Source organism: Corynebacterium sp. sy039, from assembly GCF_007904105.1.
Lineage (GTDB): Bacteria > Actinomycetota > Actinomycetes > Mycobacteriales > Mycobacteriaceae > Corynebacterium.
The window spans coordinates 1,977,207-1,996,374 of record NZ_CP042325.1; the positions used below are offsets into that span (position 1 = coordinate 1,977,207).

A 19,168-nucleotide genomic window follows, 5' to 3' on the forward strand; every position below is an offset into this window, starting at 1 on the left:
TTCTAGGGAAAATAATCAACTCTTACACACAGGCAAGGAAGTAACTTTAAGCTGAGATAAACCTAAAATCTTTCTTATCTTATCCTAAGACGCGAAGAAAGTCCTAGCACCATCGGTGCCAGGACTCTTGCATGAAACAAATCATTACGCTACGCGCAGATGTCCGCCAGTAGTAACTTTAGGACGGTCTTTCTTCGCAACAGTCTTAGCCTGCTTAGCGACGTTATCCTTCACACTTTCAGAGATAACAGTCTTAGGCTCTGGCTTAGATTCTGGCTTAAGCTCAGCAGGTTCTTCCTTATCCTCAGGTTCTACCACTGTGGTAACAACCTCAGAATCAGTGTCTGTGTCAGGGAAAGTTGGTGGAACAACAGGAATCTTAGGCTCCTCACGCTCCTCAGGACACTCAGTCGGCTTCACAGGTTTCTCCTGCTCAGGCTCCTCAGAAGGAGTAGGTTCCTGAGTTTCCTCACTTGGAGTTGGTTCCTCAGACTCCTGTGGTTCTTCAGTTTCCTTGGAAGGCTTAGCAGGCTCAACCTCCTCTTCGTCGGAAGGCGTTGGTTCCTCAGACTCTACAGGCTCCTCACTAGGTGGAACCTCAGTCTCCTCATCAGGACACAACGTAATGTGCTGGAAGCCCTGATCACAGTTATCTTCGCCACCATTGAGTGCACCATAATAATTCACTGCAGGGTTCAAGTGAAGATTAAACGTCTGCGCGTACTTACCATACTTGTCACCAGCAGTTTCAATATCTTTACCAATCGTGTCGAAACGACCAGTATTACGAGTAACCGCACACGAACCCACGCTCGTCAAACCATGCACCGTGCCCTGATCAGCATACAGATTAGCAATACGCTCATTTTCTAAAGCGTTTTCTTTATTACGCTGCTCGATTTCTACTTTACGAGCTGAAGATGCAGATTCATCCTCAGGGATCATTGGGATAGACACAGGAGGTAGTTCATCAGTACGACCCCACGCATAATCTTTCAGACTCTGGCAACCCTCTTCAGCGCTACCAGGTCCACCTTTCTCAGAAGAACACTTCCACAACATGTTCTCAGCGCGAATAGGAATGTAGGTATCCTCACCGACTGCTTCCACAGTACCGGTGACCTCAAAGGTATAAACACCATGTATGTTTAAGCCGATTTGGTAGAAGTCCCAATCAGGCTGATACTCAAAGCTAGAAGGCTGAACACCATATATACCCGTTTTATCATCAGCTAAAGAACCATCAGGATTCTTCACAAACGACGACAATCCATACGTGTCATTATCTGCTAGTTCCTCCATTGAATCAACAATAGGAACCTGGTAATCCACCATCTTCGCAGGCATAGAACTCTCATCAAAATCTGCGCCTTCAATCGGCATATGCGTGAGTTTGATGGATACATCTTTGACAGTGGATGGGATCATAATCTGGGCACCACGAGAGGTTTGGATGTGATCCTCGGATCTCACCAATGATGCCAATTGTACTTGCCAGGTAACCTGTGTTTCATCCCCCACTTGCTTCACACAGGTAGAACCAGTGTCACAGTTCGCACCACCCCATGCACCATGAACATTATCAGCGCCACCCTGGTAGTTATCAGTACCGCCGGCACCGGCTAATACTGAGGGGGGGGGGGCTAGAAAACCCGAACCAAGCATACTTACGGCAACCACAGCCGCAGCACGCTTAGCAAAACGTTGTAAAAACATATTTCCTCAATTTCTTCCTAGGAAAAAGAACAAAAACACTTCTCAAATTCCCCTCAACCACACAAAGCTGAGAAAAACCTAAAAGCATTTCTCATCATAACCACAGAGTAGAAAAAACACCACTCTACTGTTTGCGAGCCACAACTCAATCACACGATCTTATTCGTCGTTATTTCCCCATCAGTTTCGCTGCCGTTTGGCGCGCTTGTGCGATAACAGCAGGTACTCCCACACCATTCACCCAGGCACCAACCAATGCCATATCTGAATGCGCCGCCATAAGTTTTTCCACCTGAGCGACAATCTCATTATGATGCAAATCATAAACCGGCAACCCGCCAAACCAACGCTGCACATAGATCTCAGCAAGCCCAGCAGCTCTACCATCAAAGCCGGTAACCTTCTGGAGATCGTCGAGAGCATAATCGACCAAATCATCTTCTGCAGCTCGGGTTAAAGCGTCATCACCATATCTACCAAATGATGCACGCACCACGGCACCACCGTCGACAGCGGCAGCAATATGCGGCCATTTCTTTGAGGAGAATGTGAACGCTTTTGCTCTTATACCAGGCTCGTCGGCAGCAACAAGAATTCCCGAGTTATCAGGCAAGCCCTCGGCAGAATCAAACTTCATGCCTACGACAACAGAACTCGCTAACTTGATTTTCTTAAGCACTGCGCTGATTTCTGGATCAATGCTTTTGAGCAGCAATGCCGTCGTAGGAGCTGGAGTAGCAAAAATCACCTTGTCGAACTCTGCTGTATCAGTTCCCGCACCGCTAAGCTGATAGCCACCAGCAGTCTTTTTTACTCCAGAAATAAAAGCATCAATATGAATCTGCGCCGCCGACTGCTCCGCCAAGGTCTCATACAACTGAGCATACCCATGTCGGAAAGTGCTAAAAACCTGCGGGCGATATTCACCACGAGATTGCCGATCCTCCTGCGTGCTCTTCCGCTTAGCCACAATGCGCTCGACCGCACCGCTCAAAGTGATTTTTTCTCCAGCGGCACGCAACTCGTCGAAAGTATGCGCCAACTCCGGCAACGTAGCACGCACCCCAAGATCATCAGACAAAGAGGAATACACCCCTCCTTGCAGCGCCGACACAACCCGATCAACCACCTGGTCACCATAGCGCTCACGCACAAGCGCACCGAGGCTCTGATCCGCCTCAGTCCAGTCAATCCCCTCAGCTTGCGCCTCTGCGTCAATGCGTTGCGCAGTAGCTTTATCGACGATCCCCGCCAGACCAGCCGAGTCAGCTGGTATGCCCATGACAGTGTCACGAGGCATAGGATGTACTGCCCCACCACTATAAATCAGCGAAGGCAGACCACTCGGTGATACCAGATCCTCGCCAAGTCCTAGTTCATGGAAAAACTCGGTTGCATCCTGTCGAAAAGCCACATAAGCCTCTGCCCCCATGTCCACTCGCCCAAAGGCAAAAGGCACCGTGTAGAGTTTGCCGCCAATGCGATCAGCTGCTTCATACACCTCAACCTGAGCCTGCGGGTTCTCTTTATGGATACTATAGGCACAGGTGAGCCCTGCTAATCCTGCTCCGATAATAGCAATGCGCATGGCTTTGTCTCCTCACATCTGCTTAACGTGCGCTTTGATATTGATATATGCGATATGCACATTTAGAACTCGTGAACAATCTCAACTGCACGAGTAATCGCTTCTGGTTCAGTAGTCGGCAATACACCATGCCCTAGGTTGAAAATATGTCCTCGCGCTTGCCCCGCATCAATAGCCCGATCTGCCTCAGCACAAATACGAGCTATATGCTCTCGCAGGACATTCTCATCAGTAAATAACAACGCTGGATCCAAATTACCCTGCACAACTTTCACCCCACTAGCTGCACTAATACGCCCAGCAGCCTGGTCAAGAGGCACGCGCCAATCCACACCCATGACCTCAGAACCTGCCTCACTCATTGCCCCAAGCAACTCACCAGTACCCACCCCAAAGTGAATCCGCGGAATCTCCGCAGGCGCAATTTCCGCAAAAATTTGCTGAGAATACGGCAGCACATGCTCCCGATAATCTCTTTCGCTCAAGAAACCTGCCCAAGAATCAAATAACTGCATAGCGTCAATACCTGCGGCAATTTGAGTCCGTAAAAAACTAACAATACTCGGTACAAGACGCTGCATAAGTTTATGCCACGTTTCTGGCTCAGCGTGCATCATCGCTTTAGTCCGCTCATGATTCTTACTCGGTCCGCCTTCCACCAAATAACTAGCTAAGGTAAACGGAGCACCAGCAAAACCAATAAGCGCCTGCGTCGAGGTAAGCTCCCCCAAAATCATCTCAATACCCTGAGTTACCTCTGGCACTTCGGCATCCAAAATTGCCAAGCGGTCGACGTCGTCAAGGCTGCGAATTGGCTGAGCAACCACAGGCCCTTTACCAGGCACAATATCTATCTCCACACCAGCTGCTTTGAGTGGAACCACAATATCCGAGAATAAAATCGCCGCATCAACATCATGGCGACGCACCGGCTGCAAGGTTATTTCTGCCAATAACTCTGGCATAAAACACGAGTCCAACATATTTATGCCCGCTCGCACTTGGCGATACTCAGGCAAAGAGCGCCCCGCCTGACGCATGAACCATACCGGTCGCCGGCTGGGCTTATTACCTTGGATAGCGTCGATAAGCGGAGCATTGAGCAAAGTGCGCTTAGAGCTCATTGACATTATGCCTTTCTAATTATTATGCGTATTATGCGGTCTTGCGCGACAATCGTGAATGTAACTCAATGAGAATTGAGGATGCCAACATCAAAGCGGTAGCAATCATCGGATGAATCAAACCCGCACACGCAGCAATCAAACCAAGAACATTATAACCCCAGGCAAACACAAAGTTTTGGTGCACAATTTTATTGATTCGGCGTGCAAAGCGAAACAGCCACGGAATAGGCGCTACCCGATCTTCCAAGAACACAATATCGCTATGCATATGATCCACTTCGCTCGGATTATCCACATTTTCAAGCGCACCAAGCAACATTCCCACATTGGCCACGCGGAAACACTCTTTAATACTTGGATCACCCACGACCGCAGCATTAACACCATGAATCCGAATAGAACGCACTGCTTGAGGTTTATCCCGAGGCTGCACACCAGCAAGAACATGAGACACTCCCACAGAATCGCCATATCGACGCGCAACTGGATACGTATCCCTGCTCATCATCATCGTTTCAATGCCCATTGCCTCCAGCGTATCTACCGCCTCAGTAGCATCACTTTTCGCATGATCCTGGAGAGTAATCACGCCACGATCTTTGCCTTTCCAACCAACCACAATAGGAATACCACCCGACAAAGCTGCGGCAGCAAGACGACCACTGAGCTGCGAAAGATTACGCGGACGCCACAAATAGGCCTCCACACTACGTAATTGAGTATCCCCCTCAGAATCAGTAATAGGAATTTCCACCATTGCATGAAAATTGCCATCATCATCAAACTCATGATGAGACGCCTCCAAGCGATGAGGAATCGACTCATCAGTCGATTGATCACGCGCCTCACGAGAAGCACGCACCAACGCGCGCGAAAGTGGATGATTACTTTCTAAGGCCATAGCGCCCGCAACACGCAACACCAACTCAGGATTTTCACCACGATCAGCAGTAACAGTCTCCACAATCATGTCATTTTCCGCCAAGGTACCCACTCGGTTGAAAATCACAGCATCCACCTGATCAAGCTGACGCAAATTATCCACTTGCGCAATGAGAATACCTCTGCGAGCTGCGGTTTCCAGCCCCTGCCGAGTAGCAACTGAGGCTGAAACAGCAAGAGCTACCGGTGCAACCACACCCAACACAGCAAGTGCAGCGGCAAAAGCATGATTGATATTTCCAGTACCCATCGACCAAAACGTAAAAGTACACGCTGCCAAAAATAAGGAAATAGGCACCAAAATACTTGCCGAATACGTAGCACGCTCATCAGCAGCATCTTGCTGACGCGAAGCCTGATCAATCCAACGATGTACCGCTGCAATCCATGTCCGATACCCGGTATTGCGCACCCGAATCTTCAACCGATTCTTCTTATTAACAGAACCAGCATAAACAGTAGACTTCACCTTAACCGAGAAACTTTTAATACCAAAAGGACGAGCATCCACTTCCGAATGCCCACCAATAACAGCACCATCAACTGGAATAATCTCACCAGGCTCAATGATGATGTCATCACCTACATTAAGACTCTGAATTGCCCGCTGTTGCTTCTCCGATTGCCCAGTTTTGCGATTTTTGGTAGCCACTGTCACCAAAGCAGAAGGATCTGGGCGATATTTTGCCAGCACATCAGCATAACGCACTCGAGTAGTATGCGAGAGCAATCGCCCACCCAAAAGCAGCAAGGTCATGCCACACGCAACGTCAAAAAACAAGGTTCCTTCGTCGAACCGCGCTGCATCAATAGAAATCCACTGAGGATTCATGCGATAGCTAGGCACACCCGCGCTGGTAAACACCACCAAACACACTGACCATATCCATGCCAATAACACAGCTGCCGAACTTGCAGAATCTAATGCTGGCTTTTTACGCGCTGCACCAGCTATGGTAGCGCGATGGAACGGCCAAGCACCATAAAACACCACTGGTATAGATAACGCAATGAGCACCCACTGCCAATAATCAAATTGCAGATCAGGATAATAACTAATCAGTAGTACCGGAATCGAAAAAACCAAACTCACCCAAAAACGACGCGCAGTCAGTAATGCACGTGCCGTAAAGAGCACCGTGCTGCCAGAATGAGAACGCTCCTTTTTCTCACGCTTCCCACGCTCAGGTGTTTTATCAAGATAACCTGAACGCTTGGCTTCCTGAATCGCCTTGGCATCATCTTCTATCTGCTTGCGCAACCGTGCCGACACATTGCGTGCCCGAGTCCGTCGATGTTGACGACGCTGAGCACGAATATGCCGCCCATCTTCCACATCAGTCCATGCAATACGACGCTGTAACGAGGCTTCAGTAAGCACAGCACTCATACCAAACTCTTCCAGCATGGCACTAATCTCATGGGCTTCGATAGAACGCGGTGCACTTACCCAAGCCATAGCAGTGGAATACACAATGCGGATATTGATACCGTCAATCTCGTTAATTTTTGCTTCAATATCACCAATAGCAGCAGCACTCGGCAAATTATCTAACTCAAAAGCAAAGGAGGTACGCGCATCTTGTGCATCAGCAGCATTGTCGAGCGACATCGACGACGCAGGATCATCTCCTATTCTCCTGCCCAAATGCGCATGCAAAGATCGAGTATCGATCCCGGCTTCAGCTGCAGCAGTTTTAGCGTTATCAATAGCACGCGCTAGGCTAAGATCCTCACTATCACCAGTGATAGGCATGGATTTTTTCGTCGAGTTTTTATCAGATTGCGCTGTCATGAAGAAAGGCTCTCATCATTTCCGTGCTTTTCGCATCTCAAAATACGAACTAACTGATGGGTGAAAATACAGCATTGCGTCGACAATAATGGCAAACACAATAATCATTAACCCTATACCACCAATTTTTAACATGATAGCTATGAGGTTAAAAGCAACAAGGAAAACACAAATAGCAAGGTAAAAACGACGCACATTTTTAGCGGAAGAAAAAAACTTTCCCGCCAAACCAGCAAGGCACAGGCCACCAAGAAGATTCACTACCGCCAAAAAGCGATGGTTACGTGCCACTATCTGCGCTAATTCTGTAGATACTCCTTGTGGAGCACGGACACTAAAGAGCACAAGTGCCGACACAATAAGCGCAATAGCAATGATAATTGCCAAATAATACGTAGCATACAAAGCAATAGGTGGGCGCACATTCTGACGCTCACGTGCTTTCTCACCCCGAGATGGGCGATAAGGCGAAGGAAACATACTGGTCACGGTGAGCTTTACCTTTTCTTACGGTGGTCGGCAGAAGTGTGCTGTGAATAGTTTAACTTCCCAGCAGTACCAGGTGGGTTATCGTCATTATTATTCTCTAACCATGACTGTACTTCTTTCTGATTAAAGAAAACCAACGCCATAATCGCACCAACACCAATAAGGATTTGGACACACCCATCGAAAGCGGTGAAATAGATGGGAATCGTCGTCGGTGTAAGAGAACCAGAAAAGAACACAAAAAATGCACGCACTGCCAAATATACGGCAAAGAAATTGAGTATCCGCCTACTGCGTAATGCGTATTTTCCTGACGTCACCACTGAGCGATAAGCCCAAAAGAATAAACTCAATACCACCAAGCTAAGACACAGGTTTAAGAAAATAGAAATCGCCAAGGAAAGATCTAACAACTTATCACTGTAGTGCATTCCTGCAGGCAATAACTCGCGCACTTGCTTACGACTAACCCCACGAGTATGCCACGCTAAAATCGCAGAGCACACCGCGTGAATAATCTCACCGGCAAAAACCAATAGCCACAAGCGTTCACCATCTCTCATAGATTCTGGTTTTTGTGGCGCACCGCTAGAAAGCGAGTGTTTCGATGTATTCATATATCCCTTTACTTGTTAGCCCCACGCAGTATCTTTGCAGCATCCACTGCAAAATACGTCAAAATCTGTTGTGCACCGGCTCGTTTAATAGCGATCAATGACTCCATCATTGCTGATTCTAAATCAAAACAGCCACTGCGAGCAGCTGCATGAAGCATCGCATACTCACCAGAGACTTGATACGCCGCCACCGGCACTCGAGAACTCTCAGCTACTTTGGACACAACATCAAGATACGGCATAGCTGGTTTGACCATAACAAAATCCGCGCCCTCGCTAATATCCAACTCAACTTCCAAAAGTGATTCAGTAGCATTTGCTGGATCTTGCTGATACGTGCGTCGATCACCAACAAGTGAAGAACCTACTGCGTCACGGAATGGCCCATAAAAAGCCGAAGCATATTTGGCGGAATAAGCCATGATGGCCACATCCTGATAACCAGCGACGTCGAGAGCACGTCGAATAGCAAGAATCTGCCCATCCATCATGCCCGATGGACTCACAATATGTGCACCCGCCTGTGCCTGCGCCACCGCCATTTTTTGGTACAGCGCTACCGTGCGATCATTATCGACCACCTGCTCACCATGACTATTCTCAGTGAGCACTCCACAATGCCCATGATCAGTGAACTCATCAAGACACGTATCTGCCATAAGCAGCACTGAATCACCAAAACGCTCTCTAGCAGCACGCAATGCCCTATTGAGAATTCCCGACTCCTCCCAGGCCTGACTACCTTGAGCATCTTTATGCGCAGGACTCGGCACACCAAAAATATCCACGCACCTAATACCCACTGCACGGGCTTGCTCAATCGCAGCTAAGAGCGAGTCGATAGTATGCTGCACTACCCCAGGCATAGTGCTAATTTCACGCGGCTGCTCAATATCCTCGGCAACAAACATAGGCAAAATGAAATCCTGTGGCGCAAGGGTCGTTTCCGCAACAAGACTACGCATAGCAGGGGTAGTTCTTAACCGGCGCGGTCTACGAACGATAGGCGCAGGTGAACTCGCTACATCACAATCTACGAGCGCACCATCCTTAGCCGTGGTATCTGCGGTACCTGCCATTGCTTCACTCCTCATTTTCCTACTCTCCACCCTCATCAGCACAATAATCACGCTGCGCAACATAATGCACAAGTGCTTCCACTAAATGCTCTGCCGAGGCAACCTCTGGTACCACTGATACCACTAATCCAGCCTCCTGCGCTGCTTGCTGTGTCTTTGGACCAATACAAGCAATAATAGCCTGTTGCGGAATATCCCCCATCAGGGCAAGCATATTACGCACAGTCGACGCCGAGGTAAAACAAATGGCAGCTGGTTGTACGTGGTGAAATAAGGCTCGCACCTCGTCGCTAGGTTCAGGCGCCAGCACAGTATGGTAAGCCACTAAATCAGTAACCTGCCACCCCAACTCGCGCAAGCCTTCGCGCAACTGTGGAGTGGCAATATCAGCACGAGGCAAAAACACTCGAGAGCTACCATCTGCCGCCACACCCAGCGCTGCCACCACGCCCTCAGCATTATAGGCTTGGCGCGGGGCAATCACCGTGGGGTCATACCCATACTCACGCGCAACCGCAGCAGTTTTAGCACCGACGACCGCCACGTTGAGCCGAAGCAGTGCAGTGTTAGCGTGCTCAGCGTCGCTGGTGGGAAGTGTGTTAACCGCGGTGTGTAGTGTGCGCACGGCATTAGCACTACTAAAGACTACCCACTCATATTTTCCAGCTATTACTTCGGCTAACGCATCATGTATAGCTGCTCGTTGTGCCCCTGTTACTGGTTCGATGGCAATTGTGGGCAATGATTGTACGTGAGCACCATAGGTCGATAGCAGTGTGCTCATAGCTCCCGCTTGTTCTTTAGCGCGCGGTACCCACACTGTCCACCCGCGAAGTGCAGTGTTCTGAGCATGAGCCTGAGAATCAGAGAGGCACATTAGTAGAGGATATCTCCTGCACCCTGGGCGAGTAACCATGTTGTGAGTTCCTCGGCAAGCTCGGGTGCAGCATTGACAGCTCCGGTGAGCTTATGGTGGATTGTGGTGGTGCCATCAAGGGATATCACAGCTGCGCTCAGCGTGATATTCTCTTGCTCAACCTGGGCATATGCTGCAACTGGTGCCGTGCATCCGGCTTCTAGGCGTTGGAGTATGCGTCGTTCTGTCTCTGCTGCTAATTGTGCTTTTTCATCCACTACTGAGCTTATTGCTGCACGAGCGCGTTCATCATCATGGCGACATTCAATCGCTAATGCGCCTTGGGCAGGAGCTGGCAAAAATAGCTCGGGGTCAAAAATCTCAGTAGCGTATTCTTGCTTTCCGACGCGCACCAATCCAGCATAAGCAAGCACAATGGCGTCGAGTTCGCCTTGATGAACTTTGGCAATGCGTGTGTCGATATTGCCGCGCAATGGACGAATATCTAGATCAGGACGCAATGCTTTGAGCTGCGAAATTCGTCGGGGAGCACCTGTGCCTACCTTGGCTGACTGAGGTAATTGCGCCAAGGTCAAAGAATCTCTTGCCACCAGGCAGTCCCTGGCGTCGGCACGCGTGGGCACAACGAGATGAAAGCGAGGATCTCGTGCGGTGGGCAAATCCTTAAAAGAATGAATAGCGATATCACATTCTCCAGCAGCTAATGCCTCCCGCAATGCTTGGGTAAACACTCCTACGCCAATGCGTTCTACCGGTGCCATATTGACATCACCAACAGTGGTAACAATATGCAACTGTGCCGCATGACCGTTTTGTTCTAGTGCTTGCAAAACATGACCTGCTTGCGTGGTGGCTAAGAGACTGCCGCGTGTTCCGATCAGAAGCTCGGTACTCATATACTCGCCTTACTTTTCTACTATGTGCTATTGGTGCTATTGCAGACCAGCTGTTGCTCGTTGGGCGTCGGTAATGCCCAAGGTTACTACCGAATTATCTGGCAATTCCTCTACGCCTACTTTTACGCTGCGGTCTTGCCCTGGCGATCCTTGCAACCCAAATAATTCCTGTAATGCTTGGTCATAGGGCACTACCTGGGCTGTTGCGGCTAATTCTTTCACCCGTACTGTCGGTTGATGCAAGAGCTTATCGACGACCCGGCGCACAGTATTATGCACTTCCATGCTGTGCTCTTTGCTCATTGTTGGGGCCTTAGCCTCCAGGCGAGCAAGCTCTGTATTGATAATATCTGCAGCTTGACGACGTAGCGCCGATACCACCGGAACCACATCACGCATTCTTTGTGCACTGTTATATGCAGCTAGTTCTTCATTGACAATATGCTGTGCAGCTTGACTAGCGCCTTGGGCACCATGATGCATACTGGCATGGAGTTTTTCGATATTGATCAGGTGAATGTGTGGATTGTCGCATACGTTATCGTCAATATCACGAGGTAAAGCCAGATCGACCAAGGTTAACGGGTGAGTAATCTGCGCTACCTGTTCCCCGCTCATCGTACGCGTATGTGCTGCACCTATGGCAGAAATAATCAAATCTACCTCAGCAAATACGCTGTCACGCTCCTCAAAAGGTACAGCTCGCGCATTCACCTGAGCTTCATGGGCATGGTGTGCCAACCGTTGCGCACGCTCAAACGTGCGATTAGCAATAATGAGTTCTGCCACCCCTAAGCGTCCCGCATGAGTTGCCGCTAATGATGCCATTGCTCCTGCACCCAGCACCAACGCTTTTTTCCCGCGCAAAGGTTGGGCTTCAGCTGGGTCAAGTTCCATAGCTACGAGGGCTTGCTCAAGGGCAAAAGACACCATTGAGGCACCAGATTCATCAATATCAGTTTCATTATGCACGCGCTTACCAGTATGAAGTGCGGCTTGCACCAGCCCATGTAGTGTAGGGCCGACGGTGCCATTCTGGGTTGCCTCATGATAAGAGCTACGCACCTGCCCAATGATTTGTTGTTCGCCCACGACCATAGAGTCCATACCAGCGGTTACGACCATAACGTGTTCTACCGCGGCGTCGGCATAGCGAACATAGAGATAGCCGCGTAGTGTTTCAATATCTACGCCACTTGCTTCGTGGAGGACAGAGACAATATCGCTCACGCCCGTGTGAAAACTAGAGGTGACAGCATAGACCTCAAAGCGATTGCAGGTAGAGACGATCATTGCTTCAGCTAGAGATGGACGGTCAACTAAACGTCGCGTGGTATCTGTTTTTAGATCATTATCCATGCTGAGCTGTTCCAGAAGTGCCACTGGTGCTGACCGATGTGACATTCCCACAACAAGCGCACTCACGACTGATCTCACCGCTTTCACAACATATCAACCAAAAGATTGACTTCTAACAGTTATTCCGATGTATAACGCTAGTAGTTCCACGGGCAGTTCACAACAAAGCCTGAGCTAACTCTGCATTATCGACTTCCCAGCAGGCAAACTCCTCGTCGTCGATAAGCACAACGGGAACCCGATCCCCGAACTCTGCCGCTAGATCCGAATCAGAATCCACATCAAGAATCTGAAATGACGCACCCGCCTGAGCAACGACCGGCTCAATTTGCTGCGCGACGCGCGCACACGAACCGCAGCTACGACGACTCAGCAAAACCACATGATGAGCATTTTCAGCAGACATAAGCTAGTGCAAGACTTTCTTTTATATAAAGATGCTTAGGAGATGGTGACACAACTAAGCAAGATCACTCTTAGCAGATTAACATAGAGAAAAGACTAAGCATTAAGCGCTATAGACGGCAAAAGAAAATCGGTGAAGAGTATATTGTGAGCACTATTCCAGATCCTTCCTGGCATCAAACACCACAGGAGTTTCTTGCAAGTTGGTCAGGAACACATGGCAGCATGCGCAGATTTATTGAAGAACTAGCCCTGCCTCCACTCAGCGAAAAGACACAACAAGAAGCTGGGGAAGCTGCCGCAGCAATATCAGTCGCACAATTATTTGGCTTAGAGCTCGACGACTACACCTCAGGGCTTGATTCTGTCAGTGGCTCCATCGAGGCAGCAGGTGGCTTACACATCAACTCCCCCGACCCAGAGATACCACAAGAAAATGGGGTTGCCGCCTTCTTCGACGTCGATAACACCTTGATCCAAGGCTCTTCTCTCATTGTCTTTGCACTTGGGTTGGCTAAAAAACGCTATCTCAAATTATCGGAAATAATCCCAGTGATGTGGAAACAAATCAAATTCCGACTCACTGGCTCCGAAAATGCACAAGACGTGGCAGAAGGACGCAGGCAAGCGCTTGAGTTCATCAAAGGCAAAAGCGTCGACGAGCTGCTGGAATTATGTGAGGAAATTGTTGATAGCAATATCAGTGATCGACTCTGGCCAGGAACCAAGCAACTGGCTGAAATGCATCTTGCCGCCGGTCATCAAGTATGGCTAGTCAGTGCCACCCCCGTACAATTAGCCCAGGTACTAGCGCGACGCCTAGGGCTCACCGGGGCACTAGGCACCGTTGCCGAAGTAAAAGATGGCAAGTTCACTGGACGGCTCGTCGGAGATATCTTGCATGGTCCCGGGAAAAAGCACGCCGTCGCAGCTCTGGCCACTCTAGAGCGTTTGGATTTGGCGCGGTGTACCGCATATTCCGATTCCATCAACGATGTTCCCATGCTGTCTATGATGGGCACTGCCGTTGCCATTAACCCCGATAGGCAACTGCGCAAGCACGCGGAAAAATTAGGTTGGGAAATTAAAGACTACCGCAGTATCCGCAAAGCAATTCGCCAATTTGGTGCGCCGGCGCTCATCACTACTGCGTTTAGCTATAGCAGCTGGCTACTACTCAAACGACGAGGCACATAACCCCATGCAGCCCACAAACACAGGGCCAACATGGGGTTCTTACTTGCCCTTACTTGCCAAGTTTACGACGCTGCACGCGAGTACGGCGCAATAATTTGCGGTGCTTCTTTTTGGACATACGCTTACGACGCTTCTTAATGACAGAACCCATACTGGTTTCCCTCGTTTCCACAACTAACTGTACTAATGACGTACTACCCTTTTTGACAATCAGCACAACATCTTACCTACCAGCCCTGCCAGAACAAAATATCAATCAGCGGAACACAATAGAAAGCGCTACAAGGTACACAGCGGCAAGCGCAGTAGCACACACGACAGAAGGCTGAAATACATAAGCAAAGGCGGTGTGGAAAACCACACCGCCTTTTAACAAGAAAACTGTTAAGTATTAGCCAACCTCATAGTATGAGGAGTCCAAATACTCGTTGACAGCCTTTTCGTGAACACGGAAACTGCGACCAACGCGAACTGCAGGCAATTCACCTGAGTGAACTAACCGATACACAGTCATTTTGGACACTCGCATAATCTCTGCGACCTCAGCAACCGTTAAAAAGGTACCGTTTTCTTCTCTTGCCATATTCATATCACCCTTCAAGCAATACCGCGCTGCAGGCTTCCCCTCCCGCAGACTTGTCACGGACGTGCTTGTTAAAGTCTAGCGTGAAGTATGTGACTATTGCGACTTGAGATTGCTAAAAATAATTGCAGTGATGCAATTTACCCCCTGCGTCTCAAGAAAAGCACTGTATATAGCGTTTTCAGAGTGACCCAAGGGGTTAAAATTATTTTTTGCCTAACTCCCGAGAACGCTGCGCACACGCCTGGGTTGCCCGATAAAACGCACCACGAATACCCGACTCCTCAAGCTCACGGATAGCGGTAATCGTCGTCCCAGCGGGAGAAGAAACATTAGCCCGCAATTGACTAGGCTCCTCCCCCGTCTCTTTGAGCATCGTCGCCGCACCATACAATGCCTGCGTTGCCAATTCTCGAGCAGTATCCCGGTCAAAGCCCAGGTGCACACCAGCATCAATCATTGCCTCAGCGATTAAGAATAAATACGCCGGCGAAGAACCAGACATCGCCACAGCCGCATCCATATCAGCCTCGTCGATCACCTGCACGCTACCCACGCTACGCAGCAGCTCCAGAACAGTATCAAGCTGTTCCTCCCCCACAAAGCGCCCTGGAGACACTGCGCACATACCAGCACCAACCAACATAGGCGTATTAGGCATAACCCGCACCACCGGCGCACCAGCCGCCAACGCCTCCTCAATAGCAGCATTAGTAATACCAGCCGCCATAGAAACGATAGTCGTCGCAGTGTTGTTATCCACCACATCAGAGATTTCTTCCACTACCGAGATGATCTGCTTGGGTTTCACACACAAAAACACCACATCAACCTCATCAACTGCTGAGGTATTCTCAGTAAAAGGCACCACCCCATAGGTCTGCTTGAGATAAGCACCACGCTGCGGATTGCGGTTAGTCACATGAATATCAGCAGGATTAACCCCACTGGCAACCAACCCTGCGGTTAATGCCTCACCGATTTTTCCGCCACCAATAATCGCTATAGAACTCATGCGTCCACCCTGCCACGATTATCAGATTGTGTCTACTTTGCCAATAAAAACCACTACCGACGATTCTCATCCCCTAGGTCACACAGAAACAATCTGCCACGGACGAAAAACCAACACAGTAACAACAGCAACCACACACGCACTCCACAACACCGGTAACGCACCTAAAAACTCCGCCACACACCCACCAACCAAAGCACCCAATGGGGCAAAACCAACCCCCACAAACTGAAACACGCCATTGACCCGCCCAACCATATTCTTCGGCGCAACCTCCTGACGCTTAGCGATCATCGTGATCCCGAAAACTGGGGCAAGAATACTCGCCCCAAAAGAAATAACCACAATAGCTACAAATGAGTGCGTCACCACCGGAGCAGCAAAATCAATCAACAGCCCTAAGACACCAAGCGCGATTGCGCCAGTAAAGCCCAACCGCTCCGCGAACATAGGAGCCAAAAACCCACCACACACTGCAGCAACACCAAGAATCGCAAACGACAACCCAATAGTTCGCGCAGAAACTGCCAAATCCTGCACATAGTAAACCAACGCCACTGAAGAACTAGCAGAAGAAATGATATTCATCATGCCAACACACAACATCGAACGATACAACCAGCCATGACGTCGAATAGCGACAAACCCCGCCACCGCTTCATGAAATGGATTAGCTGTATTTTCTTGGGTTTTGACAGACAATCCTAGATGAGCATAAGCACTCCCGCCTCGTTTGCTATGTTTGCGATCCTCAGAAAAGGCAACCGCCACAGCAGAAAGCAAAAACAAGGACCAAAAAATAATCATCATGGACTGATCACTAAGAAAACCCGCACACGCAGGAGCCAAGAGCGTGCCACATACCGTCTGAATAATCGCAATATGAGAAAACGCCTTAATGCGTTTTTGCTCGTCAACAATTACTTCCGACGCACGCGACTGCGCCGACACATCAGTAGCCATATCCACAAGCCCAACGACCAAAGCCGTCGCCAGAAATAAGCAATACATATAGCTTCGATTAGCGCTGACGAAACTCAACAAAAGCATGAGCACCATAACAACCGCACGTACCCATGTTGTAGATTTGAGCAGGAGGCGAGCACCACTGCGATCAATATACACCCCAACAAAAGGGCTACTCATCCACGGAAGTAACTGGAAAACAGCAATAAGAGCAACAGGAAACTGACCAAACCCCTGTACTGCTGCCCATAAAGGTATCAGAGTATATCCAATACCATCAGCGATATTTGCCAACGTTAACAGACAATAAAATCTACGCACGTGCGTCTCCCTAAAAGAGCATAATTGTGTGCTTATACAGCACAAGTCCAAGCAGAATTACGATCGCTTTAGCGTTAATTGCTTCGTGCGCTTTTTATCAATTCGGGCACACGAGATGGTGCCCGATTTAACAAGTCATAGATTTTAGGTCAGATACTGCCGCAGCCATTTTCAGCCCTTTCCGTCGAAACAGCATGATATGCAGGTAATGGAGTCTCTTTAGCAGAGAGTTTGGTGTTATTCACACTAACAAAAAATATCTATCATGCAATAGTTTTAAGTGGGACACCCCTTAGCGGGGCTAAAACCACTCGCAATAAACAAAAACCGCCAGTCCAAAACCAACTGACGGCCACAATAATCAATACACCCTAGCTTCCCAAGGCGAACACAACCGGGCACCTAGCGACCAGCCCGCATATGGCTAGCTCCTCTAGCCAATAGTGAGCAACGGACCAAAGGTAAGCACCAAACCAGTTGCCCCAGCAAGAATCATGCTGAGTCGATCACGATTAGTACGCAAGAAATACACCAACCCAATGAGCATGGCTACCGTAACCACAGCAATAACACTCACCGCCGGCTTACTAAACGCTATCCACAAGAACTCAAACACCTTGAAGATAATAACGCCCAACACAATGCCAACAATAGACATCAGAATAACCGCACCTACCGAGACAGATTCCTCTTCCTCGTAGTCGTAATCGTATTCCTCGTCTAGCTCAGCCTCCTCAGCTTCAACAGACTCAGCGGCAACGCTCTTATCCTCATCAGCTAGCTTAACGACGCTACTGCCGTGCATTTCCTGTGCTGATTCTGGTGCTGATACTGCCGCTGATTCCTCAGCCTGTGCTTGTGGTGCAACCACCTTAGCTGGCTTGGCCGACGCCTCTTGCACATCCTCACGAGTGTTTTCCGTCTTTATCACCGGAATTGAGCCTGTGGTAAGCCGCACTGGGTCTTTCTCATCTACCACAGAAAGAACCAATGTGCTTGCGTCGGCAGTGTCTTCTTCTGCGTCCAAAGGCTGTGACGTATGCTTTGGCTGCACGGGCTTCGCATCGACCCTAGGAATACCACCAGTAAGCTCAGCTACTGAGATACCGCCTTCTTCAATGCTATGCCGACGGCGTCGCTTAGGACGAGAATTAGGGTCAGAGTTTTTCTTTTCCCGCGACAACAATTGTGCAACGGTTAGTTGCTCCTCACTCATTTCTTCCTGCCTTCCTCATCAACAGTTTGCGGCAAATCCTTTTCCAGACGACGCAAAATAACGCCTTCGCGCAATGCCCACGGACAAATTTCTAATCGCTCAATTTCCAGTGCACGCATAGCAGCCTCAGCAACGAGAGCGCCTGCCACAATCTGATGAGAACGATGAGAACTCACACCTTCTAATTCTGCCCTGTCTGCCGCCGTCATGCGGGAAATAAACGCAATTAACTGCCTTAAACCTGGCGCAGTGAGTTCCCGCTTCACAAAAGAACCCGCCGAAGACGGTGCAGCACCGGTCAAACGCGCCAAAGTTCTAAAGGTTTTAGAAGTACCTACTGCCAAACGCGCCGCACCATGAGAACGAATACCCCGCGCTGCCTCGGCAAGTTCTGCGTCAATATAATCGCGCAGCAAATTGATCTTTTTGCGCTCCGGTGGATCAGTATCAAACCACTCGTGAGTCAGGCGACCTGCACCAAGGTCAAGAGAAAAAGCGGCATCGGCTTCTTCGTCCATACCAGTACTCAACTCCAAGGAGCCGCCACCAATATCGAGGTTAATAATGCGACCAGCTGACCAACCATACCAACGTCGAACAGCTAAGAATGTTAAACGAGCTTCGTCTTCACCAGAAAGAATCTCAAGACGCACACCGGTTTCTTTTTCGATATGCTCCAATACTTCCTTGCCATTGCTCGCAGAACGCACTGCTGAGGTAGCAAAAGGCTTGAGTTCATCACAGCCAAGCTGGCGGGCAAGGTCACGCGCCTCAGCAACTGAATCAGTCAGTTTACTAATACCCTTGGCACTAATTGCACCATCGGAATCTAAGTATTCCACTAACTTGAGTGTGGTTTTCCAATCGCTCATGGGAGTTGGACGACCACCCCGCTTGGCATCGACTGCCACGAGATGAACCGTATTACTACCCACATCTAATACACCTAATCGCACATTCTAAGGTTAGACGGTAGCGTG

18 protein-coding genes are annotated in these 19,168 nt (G+C 49.3%); 1 reads left to right on the forward strand and 17 read right to left on the reverse strand.

Features of this window, described 5'->3' with window-relative positions; translation table 11 throughout:
• Nucleotides 1-144: 144 nt before the first annotated feature.
• The 11 genes from FQV43_RS08885 to FQV43_RS08935 all read right to left on the reverse strand — a co-directional run bounded on the left by FQV43_RS08885 (nucleotide 145) and on the right by FQV43_RS08935 (nucleotide 12,891).
• On the reverse strand, nucleotides 145-1,716 hold the full coding sequence (locus tag FQV43_RS08885; protein ID WP_146340081.1) for a hypothetical protein: 1,572 nt from the start codon (nucleotides 1,714-1,716) through the stop codon (nucleotides 145-147).
• 169 nt (nucleotides 1,717-1,885) lie between these two features.
• A complete protein-coding gene (locus FQV43_RS08890; protein WP_146340083.1) occupies nucleotides 1,886-3,304 on the reverse strand; it encodes a protoporphyrinogen oxidase in 1,419 nt (472 codons plus the stop codon).
• Between the two features lie 62 nt (nucleotides 3,305-3,366).
• The gene (hemE, locus tag FQV43_RS08895) at nucleotides 3,367-4,434 is read right to left on the reverse strand and encodes a uroporphyrinogen decarboxylase (protein WP_146340085.1); all 1,068 of its coding nucleotides are present in this window, start codon (nucleotides 4,432-4,434) and stop codon (nucleotides 3,367-3,369) included.
• Nucleotides 4,435-4,459: 25 nt separating this feature from the next.
• Complete coding sequence (locus tag FQV43_RS08900; protein ID WP_371710942.1) at nucleotides 4,460-7,129, reverse strand: heavy metal translocating P-type ATPase; 2,670 nt, start codon at nucleotides 7,127-7,129, stop codon at nucleotides 4,460-4,462.
• Between the two features lie 54 nt (nucleotides 7,130-7,183).
• Nucleotides 7,184-7,657, reverse strand: a complete 474-nt coding sequence (locus FQV43_RS08905; protein ID WP_144275270.1) for a hypothetical protein — start codon at nucleotides 7,655-7,657, stop codon at nucleotides 7,184-7,186.
• An 8-nt stretch (nucleotides 7,658-7,665) separates the two neighbouring features.
• The gene (locus tag FQV43_RS08910; protein ID WP_144275268.1) at nucleotides 7,666-8,274 is read right to left on the reverse strand and encodes a hypothetical protein; all 609 of its coding nucleotides are present in this window, start codon (nucleotides 8,272-8,274) and stop codon (nucleotides 7,666-7,668) included.
• 8 nt (nucleotides 8,275-8,282) lie between these two features.
• Nucleotides 8,283-9,368, reverse strand: coding sequence for a porphobilinogen synthase (hemB, locus tag FQV43_RS08915; protein WP_168195082.1), 1,086 nt, complete (start codon nucleotides 9,366-9,368; stop codon nucleotides 8,283-8,285).
• A gap of 4 nt (nucleotides 9,369-9,372) precedes the next feature.
• Nucleotides 9,373-10,230 (reverse strand): uroporphyrinogen-III synthase, encoded by an 858-nt coding sequence (locus tag FQV43_RS08920; protein ID WP_168195083.1) that lies wholly within the window; start codon nucleotides 10,228-10,230, stop codon nucleotides 9,373-9,375.
• Complete coding sequence (gene hemC / locus FQV43_RS08925) at nucleotides 10,230-11,126, reverse strand: hydroxymethylbilane synthase (RefSeq protein WP_144275262.1); 897 nt, start codon at nucleotides 11,124-11,126, stop codon at nucleotides 10,230-10,232. The genes FQV43_RS08920 and hemC overlap by 1 nt, the downstream gene beginning before the upstream one ends.
• Nucleotides 11,127-11,162: 36 nt before the next feature.
• A complete protein-coding gene (locus FQV43_RS08930) occupies nucleotides 11,163-12,551 on the reverse strand; it encodes a glutamyl-tRNA reductase (protein WP_146340090.1) in 1,389 nt (462 codons plus the stop codon).
• A 91-nt stretch (nucleotides 12,552-12,642) separates the two neighbouring features.
• Nucleotides 12,643-12,891 carry a glutaredoxin family protein gene (locus tag FQV43_RS08935; RefSeq protein WP_144275258.1) on the reverse strand — a complete coding sequence of 83 codons (249 nt, stop codon included), beginning with the start codon at nucleotides 12,889-12,891 and terminating at the stop codon, nucleotides 12,643-12,645.
• A 146-nt stretch (nucleotides 12,892-13,037) separates the two neighbouring features.
• Here FQV43_RS08935 and FQV43_RS08940 point away from each other — a divergent pair, with 146 nt between their 5' ends.
• Nucleotides 13,038-14,087, forward strand: coding sequence for an HAD family hydrolase (locus FQV43_RS08940; RefSeq protein ID WP_370511222.1), 1,050 nt, complete (start codon nucleotides 13,038-13,040; stop codon nucleotides 14,085-14,087).
• 49 nt (nucleotides 14,088-14,136) lie between these two features.
• On the opposite strand, the gene FQV43_RS08945 is transcribed toward FQV43_RS08940, so the two are convergent.
• The 6 genes from FQV43_RS08945 to FQV43_RS08970 form a co-directional block, all read right to left on the reverse strand.
• Nucleotides 14,137-14,238, reverse strand: coding sequence for a 30S ribosomal protein bS22 (locus FQV43_RS08945; RefSeq protein ID WP_003402602.1), 102 nt, complete (start codon nucleotides 14,236-14,238; stop codon nucleotides 14,137-14,139).
• Between the two features lie 240 nt (nucleotides 14,239-14,478).
• On the reverse strand, nucleotides 14,479-14,670 hold the full coding sequence (locus FQV43_RS08950; RefSeq protein ID WP_144275254.1) for a helix-turn-helix domain-containing protein: 192 nt from the start codon (nucleotides 14,668-14,670) through the stop codon (nucleotides 14,479-14,481).
• Between the two features lie 205 nt (nucleotides 14,671-14,875).
• Complete coding sequence (proC, locus tag FQV43_RS08955; protein ID WP_144275252.1) at nucleotides 14,876-15,685, reverse strand: pyrroline-5-carboxylate reductase; 810 nt, start codon at nucleotides 15,683-15,685, stop codon at nucleotides 14,876-14,878.
• Between the two features lie 78 nt (nucleotides 15,686-15,763).
• Nucleotides 15,764-16,972, reverse strand: a complete 1,209-nt coding sequence (locus FQV43_RS08960) for an MFS transporter (RefSeq protein WP_168195084.1) — start codon at nucleotides 16,970-16,972, stop codon at nucleotides 15,764-15,766.
• A 433-nt stretch (nucleotides 16,973-17,405) separates the two neighbouring features.
• Nucleotides 17,406-18,188, reverse strand: coding sequence for a DUF3021 domain-containing protein (locus FQV43_RS08965; protein WP_146340094.1), 783 nt, complete (start codon nucleotides 18,186-18,188; stop codon nucleotides 17,406-17,408).
• Nucleotides 18,185-19,144, reverse strand: coding sequence for a Ppx/GppA phosphatase family protein (locus FQV43_RS08970; RefSeq protein WP_144275246.1), 960 nt, complete (start codon nucleotides 19,142-19,144; stop codon nucleotides 18,185-18,187). Before FQV43_RS08970 ends, FQV43_RS08965 begins: the two co-directional genes overlap by 4 nt.
• Between the last annotated feature and the right edge of the window lie 24 nt (nucleotides 19,145-19,168).

Coding starts and splice junctions, on each gene's coding strand:
- FQV43_RS08885 (WP_146340081.1), bottom strand. CDS start 1,716: ATGTTTTTACAACGTTTTGCTAAGCGTGCTGCGGCTGTGGTTGCCGTA.
- FQV43_RS08890 (WP_146340083.1), bottom strand. CDS start 3,304: ATGCGCATTGCTATTATCGGAGCAGGATTAGCAGGGCTCACCTGTGCC.
- hemE (WP_146340085.1), bottom strand. CDS start 4,434: ATGTCAATGAGCTCTAAGCGCACTTTGCTCAATGCTCCGCTTATCGAC.
- FQV43_RS08900 (WP_371710942.1), bottom strand. CDS start 7,129: ATGCCTATCACTGGTGATAGTGAGGATCTTAGCCTAGCGCGTGCTATT.
- FQV43_RS08910 (WP_144275268.1), bottom strand. CDS start 8,274: ATGAATACATCGAAACACTCGCTTTCTAGCGGTGCGCCACAAAAACCA.
- hemB (WP_168195082.1), bottom strand. CDS start 9,368: ATGAGGAGTGAAGCAATGGCAGGTACCGCAGATACCACGGCTAAGGAT.
- FQV43_RS08920 (WP_168195083.1), bottom strand. CDS start 10,230: ATGTGCCTCTCTGATTCTCAGGCTCATGCTCAGAACACTGCACTTCGC.
- hemC (WP_144275262.1), bottom strand. CDS start 11,126: ATGAGTACCGAGCTTCTGATCGGAACACGCGGCAGTCTCTTAGCCACC.
- FQV43_RS08935 (WP_144275258.1), bottom strand. CDS start 12,891: ATGTCTGCTGAAAATGCTCATCATGTGGTTTTGCTGAGTCGTCGTAGC.
- FQV43_RS08945 (WP_003402602.1), bottom strand. CDS start 14,238: ATGGGTTCTGTCATTAAGAAGCGTCGTAAGCGTATGTCCAAAAAGAAG.
- FQV43_RS08950 (WP_144275254.1), bottom strand. CDS start 14,670: ATGGCAAGAGAAGAAAACGGTACCTTTTTAACGGTTGCTGAGGTCGCA.
- proC (WP_144275252.1), bottom strand. CDS start 15,685: ATGAGTTCTATAGCGATTATTGGTGGCGGAAAAATCGGTGAGGCATTA.
- FQV43_RS08965 (WP_146340094.1), bottom strand. CDS start 18,188: ATGAGTGAGGAGCAACTAACCGTTGCACAATTGTTGTCGCGGGAAAAG.